The organism is Caballeronia sp. M23-90, from assembly GCF_053574605.1.
This window is the reverse complement of sequence record NZ_JBSIPA010000130.1, coordinates 1-14,558: the sequence shown is the minus strand read 5'-3', so window position 1 is coordinate 14,558 and position 14,558 is coordinate 1. Positions and strand designations below refer to the sequence as shown.

Below are 14,558 nucleotides of genomic sequence, written 5' to 3'. Positions count from 1 at the left end.
TCAATGCCGTCGCCCTCCTGCGCGTGCGCGAGAGTCAGCAACTGCTCGACGAGCGCGCGCGTGCGCGTGAGGCCATTGCTCAAGGCGGTAAAGCGTTCGCGCGCCTGCGTCGACATTTCCGACAAATCCAGCCGCTCTGCCTGCAGCAAAAGCACGGTAAGCGGCGAGCGCAATTCATGCGCTGCGTCGGCTATGAAACGCCGCTGGAGCGCAACCGACTGGGCAACGCGCGCGAGCATGCGGTTATTGGCAACAAGAAATGGCACGATCTCGGCCGGAAGCTGCGGGTCGCCGGTAACCCGTATTTCTGAAAGATCGTGATCAGGACGGACATCGAGTTCTGCGGCAAGCCGCGCGAGGGGCTTGAACATATGCCTGACCAACAGGAACACGACCCCGACCAACACCGGCGCCAGTACAAGAAACGGAATTAGCGTGGCGACAGCACTATTGCGGGCGATTTCGTTTCTATCGGAAGTCTGCTGGCCAACGGCTACGCGGGTACCCGGCGCCAGTGTGCGGACCACAACGCGCCATTCGCGGTTGCCGAGAGTCAGCGTCCTCATGCCATCAGACAGCGTAGGGGGCAAGTCGAGCAGGCGCTGCGTGTTGACGTTGCCTAGCTTTTGCACTACGACCTTCGCCTCCGGCTCGAACTCCGGCACATAATGCACGGAGCCTTCCGCCATGGAGTCCACATTTTCCGCCGTGACGAGCGTAGCCACTTCCTTGAGCTGCTGATCCTGGATCTCGTTGGCTTCGTGGAACGCGGCCTTGAACGAAAAAATGCCTGCCGCGACGGCACTCAAAAGAACGGCAATTGCGAGCCACATGGACAAGCGCAACTGGAGCGACTGCCCTACCCGCCTTTCGATACCATCCATCCGACACCCCTGACATTTTTGATCGTATCGCTGCCGAGTTTTCGTCGCAGCGAGTGAATCAGAAATTCAACTGCATTGCTTTCAACCTCTTCGTTCCAGCCGTAGATGCGGTCCTCGAGTTCCGTGCGCGACAGGATCGCACCGGGACGAATCATCAACGCATGCAGCAACGCAAATTCGCGTCCTGAAAGCCGTAACGATATCCCTGGCGAGCACGCTTCATGGGTGGCAGGATCCAGCGACATGATGCCATTGGTCAGCACGGGCGCAGCGACGCCCGCACGCCGCCGCACAATCGCACGCAAGCGCGCGAGCACTTCGGACATTTCAAACGGCTTGAGAACGTAATCGTCGGCCCCGCTGTCCAGCCCGCGAATGCGGTCGGCGACGCCGTCACGCGCCGTGATGATCAGGACTGGGGTGGCATTGTCGCTGGCGCGAATGGCGCTCAGGACGCTCATGCCGTCGGCCCTCGGCAAGCCAAGGTCGAGCAGGACGGCTTCGTAGGAGTGAACCTTGACGGCGCTTAGCGCCTGATGTCCATCGCGCACCCAGTCCACCCCGCATGACGCGTCCTTCAACGCGTCCCTGACCACCTCGCCGATCATCCAGTCGTCTTCAACCAGCAACACTCTCATCGGGGATCCCAGAATGCGCGGCACATGCCGAAAGCCGCGAGTCCAACATGCCGCATCTTCAGCATACGGTCACCTGCAGTGTGGAGCTCGCGCAGGTCACTGCCAAGGCGATCGAACAAGCCGCGCAGCGCGGACGGCGAGGACGTAGTCAAATTCGCGGCCGAAAGGTTGTCGAAGAAATCGCGCATGCTGGCTCGAGCGTGCGCCGTCGCAATGATGAAACCGGCTGTGTCTTCGGGTATGTTTTTCACCGCGTTATTGGCGGCGGCATCCACGCGTCTCAAGATATGCTCGATATACGAGCGGTTGTAAGCCGCAGCGAAACGGGCGCGTTCACGCGCCGGCCCGCTTATAGCGTACAACGCTTGCCGTGCGAGCGCTTCTGCAGCATCGAAAGCATCCGTAGTTTCGCGGATGCGCTCAGCCAGATGCGCGCCGAATGCTTTACGCGCGCGTATGGCCTCCTGTGCGGGAATCGCGACGCCGAGCAAGATCCCGGCAACGGCCCCCACTCCATCCAGCCAACCGTTTGACATGACGCCGTACCTTCGAACCTGTTGAAACATTGTGCTTGCAACACGCCGGCGCGGGACGCGTCGGCGTAGACGGGTGGGCCGGCCTGTCTTACCTTAACAGTCGGGGTTCGTATTCATTGTTGGCCTCCCCACTCCGAAGTCGACCCACGCCTCATCATAGGTTCAGAAGGCGAAACAATAATTAGCAGAGGCTTACATAGCATGCGAAAGCAGCCGACCCGGGCAGGTCGATCTCAGGACATCGACACGCCCAGCAGCTTGCCAACACCAAACGTAAACCCTGCCGCCACCATGCCGATCAGAATTTGCCTTCATGATTTGCGCTGCGACGCGCCTCTGCGGCGCCGAGCCCCTTCGACTGATAGATCAGCGCGAGTTCGTGTCACTCGGCGTCGGGCGTATGTTCGAGTTTGTCGGCTTCTTTCGATCTGGATACGCGCGAGTTCGCGTGCGTTCGTGACCGACAGCCATTCCCCAAGCGCCATGGAACAAGCTCCGGCCACGAGTCCGGCAAACGCAGTCAGCAAAATGGTTCTGGCAGGTGCGCACGCTCACGCCGTTGGCGCGCAGTTTCTCGGACCAGACGCGCATGGTCGCGCTCCGATGCCGCAAGTTCCGCATAAACCTGCTTGCGTTCGCTATCGTGCTCAGCGCCGGCAAGTGTTTCGTAGAGCGCGGCGCTGTCGAGTTCACCGGACAAGTTGCTGCGAAATCGTCTGAGCTCGGATTTCGATGCCATGCTGAGTCTTCGCAGTTCCGTGATTGAAAGATTCGCAGAATAACAGGCACGTATGCATAGAGACGCTACAACCCTTCGACCACGCTTGAGTGCGAATGAAAGTATTTCTGATCACGCACTCGGCGGCTTGCTATGCGCTATCACGCGATGTGGGGAACATGCGTCGAAGAGTGGCGTCGCGAAGAACAAAATGATGGAAAACCGCAGCGGCCGCGTGCAATGCGACAAGCGCGAGCAGAACCCAGGCAAAAACCTTATGCCAATCGCCAAGCGAGTGTCCGAATGGCGATCCTTCCGGCGAAAGCGCCGGCAACGGCAAGAGAGTGCCCAGGAAGCTCGGCCACCCTCTGGACGAGGCGTTGGCCCATCCCATGAGCGGCAGTGCTATCAGTAGGAGATAAAGCATCCAGTGTGTTAGGCGCGCAACCACCGCTAATGGACGGGGAATGCCTGGCAATTCGCGGGGCGCCGGATGCGTGAAGCGCCAAACGATTCGCAAGGCCACCAGCAGCAGGATAAGCATGCCAACCGACAAATGCCAAGCGATCAGACCGACCGGCTGGGTGCCGCGATGAACATCGGGCATGGTCCACGCAATCGCAAATTGGCTCGCAAGAAGCAGCACGGTGGCCGAGTGAAAAAAACGTGCGGTGCGGCCATACGCAGAGGATGTGGTCGAGGAGTTCTGCCGCATATTGACATGTCCTGAAAGGTCCGGCTGGACCCGGAAGCTTGCGCCCAGATACTTAGGAAAGGCATAGTAGCGCGCGGGATTCTGAGGTTCAGCTTGCAATATCCAAGCATCGATCCATTTCACGTAGCAATGCTTACGTTCATGCAAACCTATGTAAGCGCGCTAATCGTATCCTTGAATGTCTATCTATGTTCGAAAGCAGCCAGATTCACTATTCAATTGAACGGTAGGCATCAAGTCCCATCCAGCTTCCTGGTTTGATGACGACATGTGATCAGGATGGGCGGCTGTGGCTTAACACGTGAATGTCCGTCGCGACGGCTCCGGCCCGAATAGTCAGGCGGATTTCCCGGCCTGGAGCGCGGGTCGACCCCGTTTCCGATTTGAAATCGCAACGGCTGGATAATCTTCACCTCGATGCGCGCGTTGTCGGCCAGCGCGACGAGCGCCATTTCGATGCCGCCGATCGGCTCGGCGACATCGGTAGCACACTGTCGCGCCAGCTTGGCCTCAACGCCAACTGATGAATTGGTTCAAGTGACCGCTAAGACCCGGAACAAGAATTAACCGCCGACCTGACCTGCATCAACTGCGCACAGACCGAGACCGCAATGGACCCAGGCGCTTTATCGACGATTCCTTCAACGCCGATCGGGCAAATCATCTCCGTCAATCGCTCGGCGTCCACACCGCGATCAATCAACCTCCGCTCGAACTTCACGCGTTTCGTGTTCGACCCGATCATGCCGAAGTAAGCGAAATCGGTGCGACGCATGATCCGATACGCCAGAGAAAAATCCAGCGAATGGTCATGCGTCATCACCAGGAAATAGGCGCCGGGCGGCGCCGAATCCACAATGGCATCCGGCGTATCGGTCGCCTCGATTTGCACGTTGGCGGGCACTTGATCAGGGAACAGTTCGTCGCGGGCATCGACCCATTGCACCACGCAAGGCAGCATTCCGAGCAAGGTAACAAGCGCATGACCGACGTGCCCCGCGCCAAACAGGACGATATGGGTCGGTGGTACGGACGGCCACGCGCGGCGAGCGCTGATAACCTCGGGTCTCGGAACGATTTCCATAGCTAGCCTGCAATCAACCCGCTGCAGCAACTGCCGCGCGAACGGCACCCACCGCTTTCAAGATTTCCTCGCTCGTCGCGGGCGCGTTCATCGGCGGGTTCACTGTGTAATTGCCGACGCTCGCCACCGCATCGCGGATCGCGAAGAACACCGAAAACGGCAGCAGCAAAGGCGGTTCGCCGACAGCCTTCGACCTGTGGATGCTGTCTTCCACATTGCGGTTCTTGAACAACCGGACATCGAACACAGGCGGGCAATCATTGACGGTCGGGATCTTGTACGTCGACGGTGCATGGGTCATCAGTTTGCCGTTTGCGTTCCACCACAATTCCTCGGTCGTGAGCCAGCCCATTCCCTGAATAAATCCGCCCTCCACCTGTCCCACATCCAGGGCCGGATTCAGCGACGCGCCTACATCGTGCAACGCATCGGCGCGCAGCACGCGCATTTCGCCGGTCAGCGTATCGATCACCACTTCGGAGACCGCGGCTCCATATGAGTAGTAGGAGAACGGCCGGCCTTGCATTTTCGTCTGGTCCCAGTAGAGCTTCGGCGTCTTGTAGAAGCCGTCGGACCACAGTTGCACCCGCGCACGGTAAGCCTGCATGATCACCTCGTCGAAAGGGATCGCCGCGTCGCCAACTACAATCCGGTCGTCGACGAAACGCACATCGCGCGCGTCGACCTGTCCTTTGCCATAGTGCTCCGCGGCCAGCGCGGCCAGCCGTTCGCGCAATTGCCGGGCGGCGTCTTGCGCAGCTTTTCCGTTCAGATCGCTTCCTGTCGATGCCGCAGTCGCCGACGTGTTCGCAACTTTGCTCGTATCAGTCGCCGTAACGCGTACACGATTGAAACGTATGCCGAGCTCGTGCGCGACTACCTGCGCAACCTTCGTGTTAAGCCCTTGACCCATTTCCGTACCGCCGTGGTTCACGAGAACCGAGCCGTCGGTATAGATGTGCACCAGTGCGCCGGCCTGGTTGAAGTGAGTTACGTTGAACGCGATGCCGAACTTCACCGGCGTCAACGCGAGGCCCTTTTTAAGCACGTCATTGTTCGCGTTGAATTCCCGAACGGCTTCGCGACGCGCGCGGTAGTTGCTCGTGGCTTCCAGCTCGTCGAGCAATTCGTGGATCACATTGTCTTCGACCGCCTGACCGTATGGCGTTACGTTGTGCTCGGTCTTTCCGTATAGATTGCGGCGGCGTACGTCGAGCGCATCCAGCCCCAAGGAGCGCGCGACGTTATCGACGATATATTCGATCGCGAACGCGCCCTGCGGTCCGCCGAAGCCGCGAAACGCAGTATTCGACTGCGTGTTCGTCTTGCCGCAGAAGCCGTCAATGGACACGTGCGGAAGCCAGTACGCATTGTCGAAGTGACACAGCGCGCGCGTCATTACCGGGCCCGAAAGGTCGGCTGAAAAACCGCAACGCGACGTCATGTCAACAGACACGCCGTCGATCAAACCGGTGTCGTCATAACCGACTTCATACGTGTAATGAAAATCGTGACGCTTGCCGGTGACCATCATGTCGTCATCCCGGTCGGGCCTCAATTTCACGGGGCACTGGAGCTTCCATGCGGCAAGCGCCGCGCAGCACGCGAACAGGCCCGATTGCGACTCCTTGCCGCCGAAACCGCCACCCATCCGCCTGCATTCGACCAGCACGTTGTGCGACGCGACGTCGAGCATGTGGGCGACCATGTGTTGCATTTCCGACGGATGCTGTGTCGAGCACCATACATGCATGCCGTCGTCGTCCTTCGGCACGGCGTACGAAATCTGACCTTCCAGGTAAAACTGCTCCTGGCCGCCGAGCAACATTTCGCCTGTTTCGCGATGCGCGGCCCACTCGATCTTCGCGGCGGCGTCACCACGCGCGAGTTTCATCGGGGGCAGCACCCTGGAGTCGGCCGCACGTGCCTGTTGCGGCGTGAGGATCGCCGGCAATTCCTCGTAGACGACCTCCGCCCGGCGTGCAGCGCGCCGGGCAATGTCGTGCGACATCGCGACGACAATGAACATGGGCTGGCCGACGAATTGCACGACTCCATCGGCAAGGATCGGATCGTCACCATGAATGATCGGGCCGACGTCATTCGCGCCGGGGATGTCGTCGGCAGTGAAGACGGCGACAACGCCGGGCGTCGCCCGCACGGCATCGAACGACATCGATACGATCTTCGCATGCGCCTTTGCCGACAACCCGAGCGCTGCGTGCAGCGTGCCGGCGACCACCGGAATGTCATCAGTGTAGGTTGCGCGGCCGCTGACATGCAGATGCGCGGATTCGTGCGGCCGGGAAACGTGGACCTGTGTAAAGTTTCCTTCGAGAAGGTCCTGTGCTTCCTTCATGTCCCTCAGAAACGGTTCTGCTTGCTGGTTCATTCTATTGTTCTCCGTGTCCTTGACGTTCAGGAAGCAATGACCGCGCGCACGTCGATCGCGGCTTTTGGCAACGGATTGTCCGGTCGCGTCTCGAGCCAGAAACGATGCAACGTGTTCTTCGCGGCTTCGAGCCGGTAGTCGCTCGACGCGCGCATGTCGGACAACGGCGCGTAGTCGTTCGCGAGCGCGGCCATCGCTGCCTGTGCAGTGGCCTCGTGCCACTCAGCATCGCGCAGCACCGCTTCGACGTGCGTCGCGCGCTTTGGGGTCGCAGCCATTCCGCCGAACGCGATGCGTGGATCGCGAATCATGTTGTCGTCGGCGACAAACGAAAGCGCCGCGCAGACGGCTGAGATATCCGAGTCGAATCGCTTCGACAACTTGTAAGTGCGAAACTGCAGATTCGCGCGCGACCCAGTGCGCGTCGGCACTTTCAGTCCGAGAACGAACTCGTGTTCCGCCATGTCTTTCTTCTGATACGCGAGGTACAGGTCTTCAAGCGGCATGACGCGCTCGACGTCGTTTCCGCGAACTATCACATGCGCGCCCAGCGCGATCAGGCCGGGCATCGAGTCGCCAATGGGTGAACCGTTCGCAATGTTGCCGCCGAGCGTACCGGCGTTGCGGATCGGCAGCGAAGCGAAGCGCTTCCACATTTCCGTCAGCTCGGGATAGTGCTTCGCGAGCTCTTCATACGCGCGTTCTACCGAGACTCCTGCGCCGATTTCAATCCAGTTGTCCGACGTTTCGATTTTCTGCAGTGCGCCTATTCGTCCGACGTAGACAATGTCGCCGAGATCGCGCATCAGTTTCGTGACCCACAGGCCGATGTCGGTGCTGCCAGCGAGGATTCGCGTCGACGGTTGCGCAGCCTTGATGCGGGCGAGTTCGTCGACGGTGCTCGGCGCGTCAAAACGTTGGCCCGCATGTTGGTAGCTAAAAGTGTCTTCGCGTTCAAGCGTTGCGAGGGTACGAGCGATTGCAGCGATATCCACTGGCGCTTTTGGCGCAGGCAATTCAAACATCCGCACCGCCGCGTCGACGATGGGACGGTAGCCGGTGCAACGGCACAAATTGCCCGTTAACGCGTTAGAGATGTCGGCGCGCGACGGAACGGATTTGTTTGGGCATGAATGCTCGTGACCGTGCTTTTCGTATAGCGACCACATCGACATCACGAAACCAGGCGTGCAGAAGCCACACTGCGAGCCGTGGCATTCGACCATCGCTTCTTGCACCGGATGCAGCGATCCGTCCGGCTGACGCAGATCTTCTACGGTGAACAACGCTTTACCGTCGAGTGTCGGCAGAAACTGGATGCACGCGTTGACAGCTTTGAACTTGAGGCCGCCCGCGTCGTCGGGCTCGCCCAGTACAACCGTGCACGCACCGCAATCGCCTTCGGCGCAGCCTTCTTTCGTGCCCGTGCAACGCGCGTCTTCGCGCAGATACTGGAGCACGGTCTGGGTGACGGGCGCGTCGCTGACTTCGCGGATCGCGTTGCGGTGGTAGAAGCGGATGGGCTGGCTCATGTCTCTGTGCTCGCGTTGGTTTGCGCTGCGGCTTTTTTTTGGGGGTCGTTGTAGCGTTATCGCTGCATCGCTGCTACGGCTTCTACCAGTCGGTCTGAACCGCGCCGCAGTGACGCTCCGAAAAGTACCACCATCAAAAGGCAGAACCCATAGCCACGGGGAAATGCGCGTTATATTGCCAGGGCGATAACGGCCATATTCGGTCGCGCCGGGAATCTCCTTATGTCGGCGCCAGCGGTGCATGAAAAACGCTGCAACATGACTTCGGGTTCGGACATCAACGCTTCAGATATTTTCGCGCCAGCCATTCGCGTGCAGGCATGAGGCGATCCGTTGGCGGAAGTCATGCGTGTCCCCCCATATCGATGTGGGTCGTCACAGCCTTTCGGACTGCGCAACCAGACCATATCGGGATCCGGTCGCGCAACCAACCTTGGGAGAGCAACAAGTCTATGTGCGAAATGACATGTGTTGACTGCGCGTGGCTTTGGAAAGAATGCACCTGCAATCGCACGAGGATGCCGCTCTGCTGATTGGCCTGCATCCCGGCATTTCGATTTAGCCGCAACGCAACATGGCAGGGATTTTTAGACTTGGGCGGCATAACAACGCGGCGTCATTTGCGTAAAGCAGTTGTGGAAAATACGTCTTTTGAATCCGACACCTGACCTTCTGCCAGCGACCGTACTACCGCCTTTCGATCGCCCTACATATTTTTGATTAGCTTTACGACATGGATGAAGCAGGCATACAGTTAGCCACGCTGCGGTGCCCGCCGGCATCGGCCGCGCTTGCTCAAGGAGCCGTCCATCATGCTTTTCCGAATCATGGCTGCACTTCCGTTTATCGGCATCCTGGTAGGCGTTCCATTCGCGAACCACGTTGAGCCACTGATTCTCGGCATGCCATTCGTTCTCGCATGGATCGTCATCTGGATCGTATTGAGCGCGGTCATCATGGGGATCATTTATCGCCTTGATCCGGCAAACCGAGGGCCGATTGATCACGCAGGCGAGGTGCGGTCATGAGCAGCGCATTATTCATCATTGCCGCTGCGACCCTGTTTGCGCTTTATCTCGGAGTCCGCGCGCGTCGCGGACACGACATGGATCTCGAGCAATGGACGGTTGGAGGCCGCAGTTTTGGCACCGCGTTTGTTTTCCTGCTCATGGCAGGTGAGATCTACACGACCTTCACATTTCTCGGCGGAAGCGGCTTCGCGTACGGCAAGGGTGCCCCTGTCTACTACATTCTTGCCTACGGGACGCTCGCCTATATTCTTTCTTACTGGATGCTGCCACCGATCTGGCGTTACGCGAAACAGCATCGACTTGTTTCACAGCCTCACTACTTCGCCCGCAAATACGACAGCCCGGCCCTCGGCGTACTTGTCGCGGTCGTGGGCGTCGTTGCTCTCATTCCGTATCTCGTGCTGCAACTCAAGGGGTTGGGCATCATTGTGGCCACCGCGTCTTATGGGGCGATCTCCTCGACCACTGCGGTCTGGATCGGCGCTCTGGTAGTCACCGCGTATGTGATTCTTTCCGGCGTGCGGGGTTCGGCATGGAATTCCGTGGTGAAGGACATCCTGATCCTCACCGTAGTACTGGTGCTCGGGATATACCTTCCGTACCACCTCTATGGCGGCATAGGCGCGATGTTTCACGCCATCGACATTGCGAAACCGGGCTTCCTCACGTTTCCCGCCAAAGGATCGAGCGTTTCGTGGTTTCAATCCACTGTGCTGCTTACGGCGCTCGGTTTTTTCATGTGGCCGCACACCTTCGGTTCCGTTTTTACCGCTCGGGAGGAGAGGACCTTCCGGCGCAATGCCATCATTCTGCCGATCTATCAGCTCATCCTTCTGTTCGTATTCTTCGTCGGATTTGCAGCGACACTCAAGGTTCCGGGTCTGACGGGCGGTGACATTGACCTGTCTCTTTTCCGGCTGTCGATCCACACATTTGATCCCTGGGTTGTCGGCGTCATCGGAGCCGCCGGTGTACTGACGGCGCTTGTTCCCGGCTCGATGATTCTCACGTCCGCCTCAACGCTTCTTGCAAATGATATTTACCGCGGCGCAATAAATCGCCAGGCGTCCGATACGCAGGTTGGCAAGCTCGCGAGATGGTTGGTCCCCGTCGTTGCCCTGGTCGCAATCTGGTTCACGCTTCAAGGCGGCTCGACGATCGTGTCACTTCTTTTGATGGGCTACAGCTTCGTCACTCAACTGTTTCCCGCGCTGATCGCAAGTCTCATGCATCAGACACGAGCGACAAAATATGGCGCGATGAGCGGAATCGTGGCGGGGGTGGCGGTGGTCGTCGTTACCACTACGATGCATCTAAGCATCGGAACGATATTCCCTTCTCTTCCCGATTCGATCAAGGATGCGAATATTGGGTTACTTGCACTCGCCGTGAATTTCGTAGTGTTCGGTTTGGTAAGCGGTCTGACGCAGTCGCGAGCGCTTGCTCAAGAGCACGCGTAACGCTCGGGGCTGCTTGACGACCAGACGTGGCGCTGACGCGGTTGATCGGAACAGATATTCGCCTTCCCAAGCGACGTCATCGCATCTGACAGGCAGAGCGCAGGATTCCCGAATAACGCTATGCGCTGATTCTGCGACGCCATAGCGATCCCTGCACCTCTTGCGATCACCATATCCCGTCTCCTCGATCGCCGAATGTCGGATACGCAACCTGCATCTATTCAACGTCCGGCACGACGCCGACATAACGTGCCCGCGGACGGATCAGACGATGCGCTTCCACTTGCTCCAGCGCGTGTGCGAGCCACCCGACGCACCGGCCAAGCGCGAACAGGATAAACGGCGCCTCGGCTGGCAAGTCGAATGTCTCGGCAATGACGGCGAGCGCGAAGTCGATATTAGGCGCTTCACCAACAGAACGCGCCACATAGCCCAGGAGTTCCGTATAAGCCCTACGCGTTGGCAGCAACTCCAGCAACGCGGCGGCCCGAACGTCGCCGTCCGGATAAAGCGGGTGTCCGAACCCCGGTAACGTCCGTCCCTGCGCCAGCCATTCGCGTACGGCTTGCTCAACGCCAAGACGCCCTGTCGATGCGATCAGCGCATTGAGCGCCAGCGACGCTCTCCCGTGGAGTGGACCGGTCAGTGACGCAAGCCCCGCAAGCATCCCTGCCGCCAGGGAAGCACCCGTCGAAATAGTCACGCGCGCGGCAAACGTGGATGCATTCAGTTCATGGTCTGCAAGCAGGACAAGCGCACGGCGAATCATGTCCTCCGCGTCCCTGCGTGCCCATAAGGTCGAGATATGTTCGCTCAGCGGGCGGTCGCCGCTTGACTCTTCGTTTCCAAGCATCGCCTGGGCTAAGGTCACGAGCACGCTTGCCGCCTCTTCGCGGAGAACGGGCAGCGCACGGCCTATTGACGGCAGGTCGTTTGCGCTTCGCTCCGACAACGCAATGAGTCCCGCACGCAAGGCGCCACCGAAACCGCCACGGCCATGAATGACACGATCGGCCCTGGTCGCGGGTCGCAAACGGGGCGCCTCCGGGCAGTCCCACAGCAAAGCGGCGACGTCTTCCAGCGAGGCCGTTCCTGAAAGTGCAACAGCGTCCAGACCGCGATACCAGAGCCGTCCATCGATCACCGTGGATATGGCCGACGGCAGCACAGGGTCACCCCACTCAATGGCTTGGGCGGCGACCGTCTCGACTTTCCTTCGACCGTTGCTACGCTTCGCCATTCGCAGTACGTCCTCGCGATGGTAGAGGCTGCGGCGGCTATCAGCCTTGTCCGGTTGCGCGCGGATTTTCCCCCTGCTTACGTTTGCGTAAAGCGTCTGCGGACGGACGCCCAAAATGCCAAGTGCTTCTGCTGCCGTAATCCAGCCCATCGTAATCACCGTGTTGACATTGACGATTCAAATCAAGATTGACGTCAACTTTATCAAGTTTATGCTGGGCGTCGAAACAGCTGCGCAGTCTTTTGATATCGGAATTCGCGGCAGCTTGACGACAACCGTTGCGGCGGCAATCGGCTTTTTTTAGGAGGGCAGCGTGACGAATTTATCGGTGAGATTTCTGGAGACCGCCTTACAGGCGCTTCAATTCCCCACCGATGCGCTGACGCGTGTCACCTTGGAAGGCTCGGGCGAACTCACTTCTGCGTTCCCTGTCGCCGACTTTGCCGCTGAAGCAATAGCGGCAGCCGGCGTCGCGATCGGGGAATTGTTCAAGATGCGGCTTGACCGCGCGCCCGAGGTCGTCATCGACCGAAGACTTGCTTCGCTCTGGTTCGGCTGGTCAGTTCAACCCGTTGGCTGGACCTTGCCCGCCGCCTGGGACACGATCGCCGGGGACTATCGAACCCGCGATGGCTGGATCAGACTGCATACCAACGCGCCTCATCACAAAGCGGCGGCGCTGAGTGCGCTGCAATGTGCCGACAACAAGTCTGCCGTGGCAGGCGCCGTCGCAGGCTGGTCCGCCGAAGAACTCGAAACTGCGGTCGTCGAGCAGCAAGGCTGTGCCGCCGCGATGCGAACAAGCGACGCATGGGAGGCCCATCCTCAAGGCAGGGCAGTGGCATCTGAGCCGCTGATTGCGTTGTCGTCCGTCGCCGCTGCGACCGACCCGCCAGCGTGGCAGCCTGAAGAAGCGAGACCGCTTGCAGGCATGAAAGTGCTCGACCTGACCCGCGTTCTTGCGGGTCCGGTCGCAACCCGCTTTCTTGCGGGATATGGTGCGGACGTCTTGAGAATCGATCCACCGGGATGGGACGAGCCGGCTTTGATACCCGAGGTCACGCTCGGCAAGCGCTGTGCACGACTGGACCTTGAAACGCCACATGGTCGGGAGATATTCGAGCAGTCATTGTCGAAGGCCGATGTGTTGGTTCATGGTTATCGGCCCGACGCCCTCGATCAACTGGGCTACACAGAAGCCGCGCGCCGCGCAATCAACCCGGGACTCATCGATGTGTCACTCGACGCCTATGGATGGAGCGGTCCGTGGAGTGGCCGCCGAGGCTTTGATAGCCTGGTGCAGATGAGCTCAGGAATTGCGCATGGCGGCATGCAATGGAAACAGGCGGATCGTCCGGTGCCGCTGCCCGTTCAAGCGATCGACCAGGCAACTGGCTATCTGATGGCTGCGGCTGTGGTCCGGTCTTTTATCTGGCGCCTCACAGAAAATCGGGCAACGACGGCCAGGCTATCGCTTGCGCGAACCGCGCAGTCGTTGATCGACCTGCCTCGGACGCCAAGTGCGGCTGAGGGTTTGACTATAAGCAACGGCGACTTTTGCGCTTCGCTCGAGCAGACAGAATGGGGACCGGCGAAACGCTGCAGATCGCCTGTGTCAGTGAACGGCGTAGCTCTGGCCTGGCGGCTTCCGGCATCGCGCCTGGGCTCTGCCGAACCGGGTTGGTAAAGCGAGCAGCCGTGGTTTTGTGTCCCGGACGTTGAGAGATTTCGCGAGCTGGCGGCGAATTGTCAGCGACTGCAATGGCCACCTCATTGATACCAATCGGACGATCGCTCAAGCCGCTTGGTCTGATGGCTCGCCGCCCCTAACGAAAGTCCAAAGAAGGTTGATGTCGGGATTCCGCGCAACGGACGTATTATGTATCGTAATGTGCGATATCAAAAAATATCGTTTTTCTAATTCGAAAGTGAGGAATACAGTGCGATGCACCTAAGTGATTGATGGAAGACCATGACAATACAGACGGTCGGTTTCATCGGGCTCGGCGCAATGGGAGAAGCCATGGCGCTGAACCTGGCTACAGTCGGCACGCCGCTCGTGGTCTGGAATCGCACTCAGGCGAAGACCGGGACGCTTGCCGCTGCCGGCGCATGGGTTGCACGAGATGCGGGCGAGGTATTTGCGCGCTCCTCGACGGTCATTCTGATGCTGGTCGATGGCGCCGCCATTGACGCGGTACTCGACCGTGGCGGTCTTGACTTCGCATCCCGCGTACGCGACCGTACGATCGTCCACATGGGCACGACCTCTCCGGCCTATTCACGTGGCCTGGGGGCCGAGCGGGTCTCGGCCTCCCGGCCACGTGA

Annotated in this window: 14 protein-coding genes and 1 pseudogene; 6 read left to right on the top strand and 9 right to left on the bottom strand. The window is 59.4% G+C overall.

Features of this window, described 5'->3' with window-relative positions; genetic code table 11:
• The 5 genes and pseudogenes from ACRXB1_RS15140 to ACRXB1_RS15120 form a co-directional block, all read right to left on the bottom strand.
• Positions 1-884 (bottom strand): histidine kinase dimerization/phospho-acceptor domain-containing protein (locus ACRXB1_RS15140; protein WP_449492443.1); only part of this gene is annotated, 884 nt, incomplete at its 3' end.
• Positions 860-1,522 carry a response regulator transcription factor gene (locus ACRXB1_RS15135; RefSeq protein ID WP_075357524.1) on the bottom strand — a complete coding sequence of 221 codons (663 nt, stop codon included), beginning with the start codon at positions 1,520-1,522 and terminating at the stop codon, positions 860-862. The genes ACRXB1_RS15140 and ACRXB1_RS15135, both read right to left, overlap by 25 nt.
• A complete protein-coding gene (locus ACRXB1_RS15130) occupies positions 1,519-2,058 on the bottom strand; it encodes a hypothetical protein (RefSeq protein WP_375507927.1) in 540 nt (179 codons plus the stop codon). Before ACRXB1_RS15130 ends, ACRXB1_RS15135 begins: the two co-directional genes overlap by 4 nt.
• A gap of 316 nt (positions 2,059-2,374) precedes the next feature.
• Positions 2,375-2,797: pseudogene (locus ACRXB1_RS15125) on the bottom strand (VIT1/CCC1 transporter family protein); the annotation flags it as partial.
• Between the two features lie 130 nt (positions 2,798-2,927).
• Positions 2,928-3,614 carry a cytochrome b gene (locus tag ACRXB1_RS15120; RefSeq protein ID WP_449492442.1) on the bottom strand — a complete coding sequence of 229 codons (687 nt, stop codon included), beginning with the start codon at positions 3,612-3,614 and terminating at the stop codon, positions 2,928-2,930.
• 182 nt (positions 3,615-3,796) lie between these two features.
• Here ACRXB1_RS15120 and ACRXB1_RS15115 point away from each other — a divergent pair, with 182 nt between their 5' ends.
• Positions 3,797-4,015: a hypothetical protein gene (locus ACRXB1_RS15115; protein ID WP_449492441.1), complete on the top strand. Its 219-nt coding sequence runs from the start codon at positions 3,797-3,799 to the stop codon at positions 4,013-4,015.
• Positions 4,016-4,035: 20 nt separating this feature from the next.
• Here ACRXB1_RS15115 and xdhC read toward each other — a convergent pair whose 3' ends face one another.
• From xdhC to xdhA, 3 genes are read right to left on the bottom strand one after another with little or no spacing between them, the layout of a single operon-like run.
• Positions 4,036-4,575: a xanthine dehydrogenase accessory protein XdhC gene (gene xdhC, locus ACRXB1_RS15110; RefSeq protein ID WP_449492440.1), complete on the bottom strand. Its 540-nt coding sequence runs from the start codon at positions 4,573-4,575 to the stop codon at positions 4,036-4,038.
• Between the two features lie 13 nt (positions 4,576-4,588).
• Positions 4,589-6,967, bottom strand: coding sequence for a xanthine dehydrogenase molybdopterin binding subunit (gene xdhB, locus ACRXB1_RS15105; RefSeq protein ID WP_075357518.1), 2,379 nt, complete (start codon positions 6,965-6,967; stop codon positions 4,589-4,591).
• A 26-nt stretch (positions 6,968-6,993) separates the two neighbouring features.
• Positions 6,994-8,499, bottom strand: coding sequence for a xanthine dehydrogenase small subunit (xdhA, locus tag ACRXB1_RS15100; RefSeq protein WP_449492439.1), 1,506 nt, complete (start codon positions 8,497-8,499; stop codon positions 6,994-6,996).
• 812 nt (positions 8,500-9,311) lie between these two features.
• Between xdhA and ACRXB1_RS15095 the strand changes: the two genes are divergently transcribed.
• Positions 9,312-9,527 (top strand): DUF3311 domain-containing protein, encoded by a 216-nt coding sequence (locus ACRXB1_RS15095; RefSeq protein WP_174363552.1) that lies wholly within the window; start codon positions 9,312-9,314, stop codon positions 9,525-9,527.
• A complete protein-coding gene (locus ACRXB1_RS15090) occupies positions 9,524-10,990 on the top strand; it encodes a sodium:solute symporter family protein (RefSeq protein ID WP_449492438.1) in 1,467 nt (488 codons plus the stop codon). The genes ACRXB1_RS15095 and ACRXB1_RS15090 overlap by 4 nt, the downstream gene beginning before the upstream one ends.
• Positions 10,991-11,207: 217 nt before the next feature.
• On the opposite strand, the gene ACRXB1_RS15085 is transcribed toward ACRXB1_RS15090, so the two are convergent.
• The gene (locus tag ACRXB1_RS15085; RefSeq protein WP_449492437.1) at positions 11,208-12,230 is read right to left on the bottom strand and encodes a citrate synthase; all 1,023 of its coding nucleotides are present in this window, start codon (positions 12,228-12,230) and stop codon (positions 11,208-11,210) included.
• 115 nt (positions 12,231-12,345) lie between these two features.
• Between ACRXB1_RS15085 and ACRXB1_RS15080 the strand changes: the two genes are divergently transcribed.
• From ACRXB1_RS15080 to ACRXB1_RS15070, 3 genes are all read left to right on the top strand, one after another.
• The gene (locus tag ACRXB1_RS15080; protein WP_162916230.1) at positions 12,346-12,534 is read left to right on the top strand and encodes a hypothetical protein; all 189 of its coding nucleotides are present in this window, start codon (positions 12,346-12,348) and stop codon (positions 12,532-12,534) included.
• Positions 12,535-12,543: 9 nt separating this feature from the next.
• Positions 12,544-13,917, top strand: coding sequence for a CoA transferase (locus ACRXB1_RS15075; protein WP_449492436.1), 1,374 nt, complete (start codon positions 12,544-12,546; stop codon positions 13,915-13,917).
• Between the two features lie 285 nt (positions 13,918-14,202).
• Positions 14,203-14,558, top strand: a 356-nt coding sequence (locus ACRXB1_RS15070; RefSeq protein WP_449492435.1) for an NAD(P)-binding domain-containing protein, incomplete at its 3' end; no start/stop codon positions are given.

Coding starts and splice junctions, on each gene's coding strand:
- ACRXB1_RS15135 (WP_075357524.1), bottom strand. CDS start 1,522: ATGAGAGTGTTGCTGGTTGAAGACGACTGGATGATCGGCGAGGTGGTC.
- ACRXB1_RS15130 (WP_375507927.1), bottom strand. CDS start 2,058: ATGTCAAACGGTTGGCTGGATGGAGTGGGGGCCGTTGCCGGGATCTTG.
- ACRXB1_RS15115 (WP_449492441.1), top strand. CDS start 3,797: ATGTCCGTCGCGACGGCTCCGGCCCGAATAGTCAGGCGGATTTCCCGG.
- xdhC (WP_449492440.1), bottom strand. CDS start 4,575: ATGGAAATCGTTCCGAGACCCGAGGTTATCAGCGCTCGCCGCGCGTGG.
- xdhB (WP_075357518.1), bottom strand. CDS start 6,967: ATGAACCAGCAAGCAGAACCGTTTCTGAGGGACATGAAGGAAGCACAG.
- xdhA (WP_449492439.1), bottom strand. CDS start 8,499: ATGAGCCAGCCCATCCGCTTCTACCACCGCAACGCGATCCGCGAAGTC.
- ACRXB1_RS15095 (WP_174363552.1), top strand. CDS start 9,312: ATGCTTTTCCGAATCATGGCTGCACTTCCGTTTATCGGCATCCTGGTA.
- ACRXB1_RS15090 (WP_449492438.1), top strand. CDS start 9,524: ATGAGCAGCGCATTATTCATCATTGCCGCTGCGACCCTGTTTGCGCTT.
- ACRXB1_RS15085 (WP_449492437.1), bottom strand. CDS start 12,230: ATGGCGAAGCGTAGCAACGGTCGAAGGAAAGTCGAGACGGTCGCCGCC.
- ACRXB1_RS15080 (WP_162916230.1), top strand. CDS start 12,346: ATGCCAAGTGCTTCTGCTGCCGTAATCCAGCCCATCGTAATCACCGTG.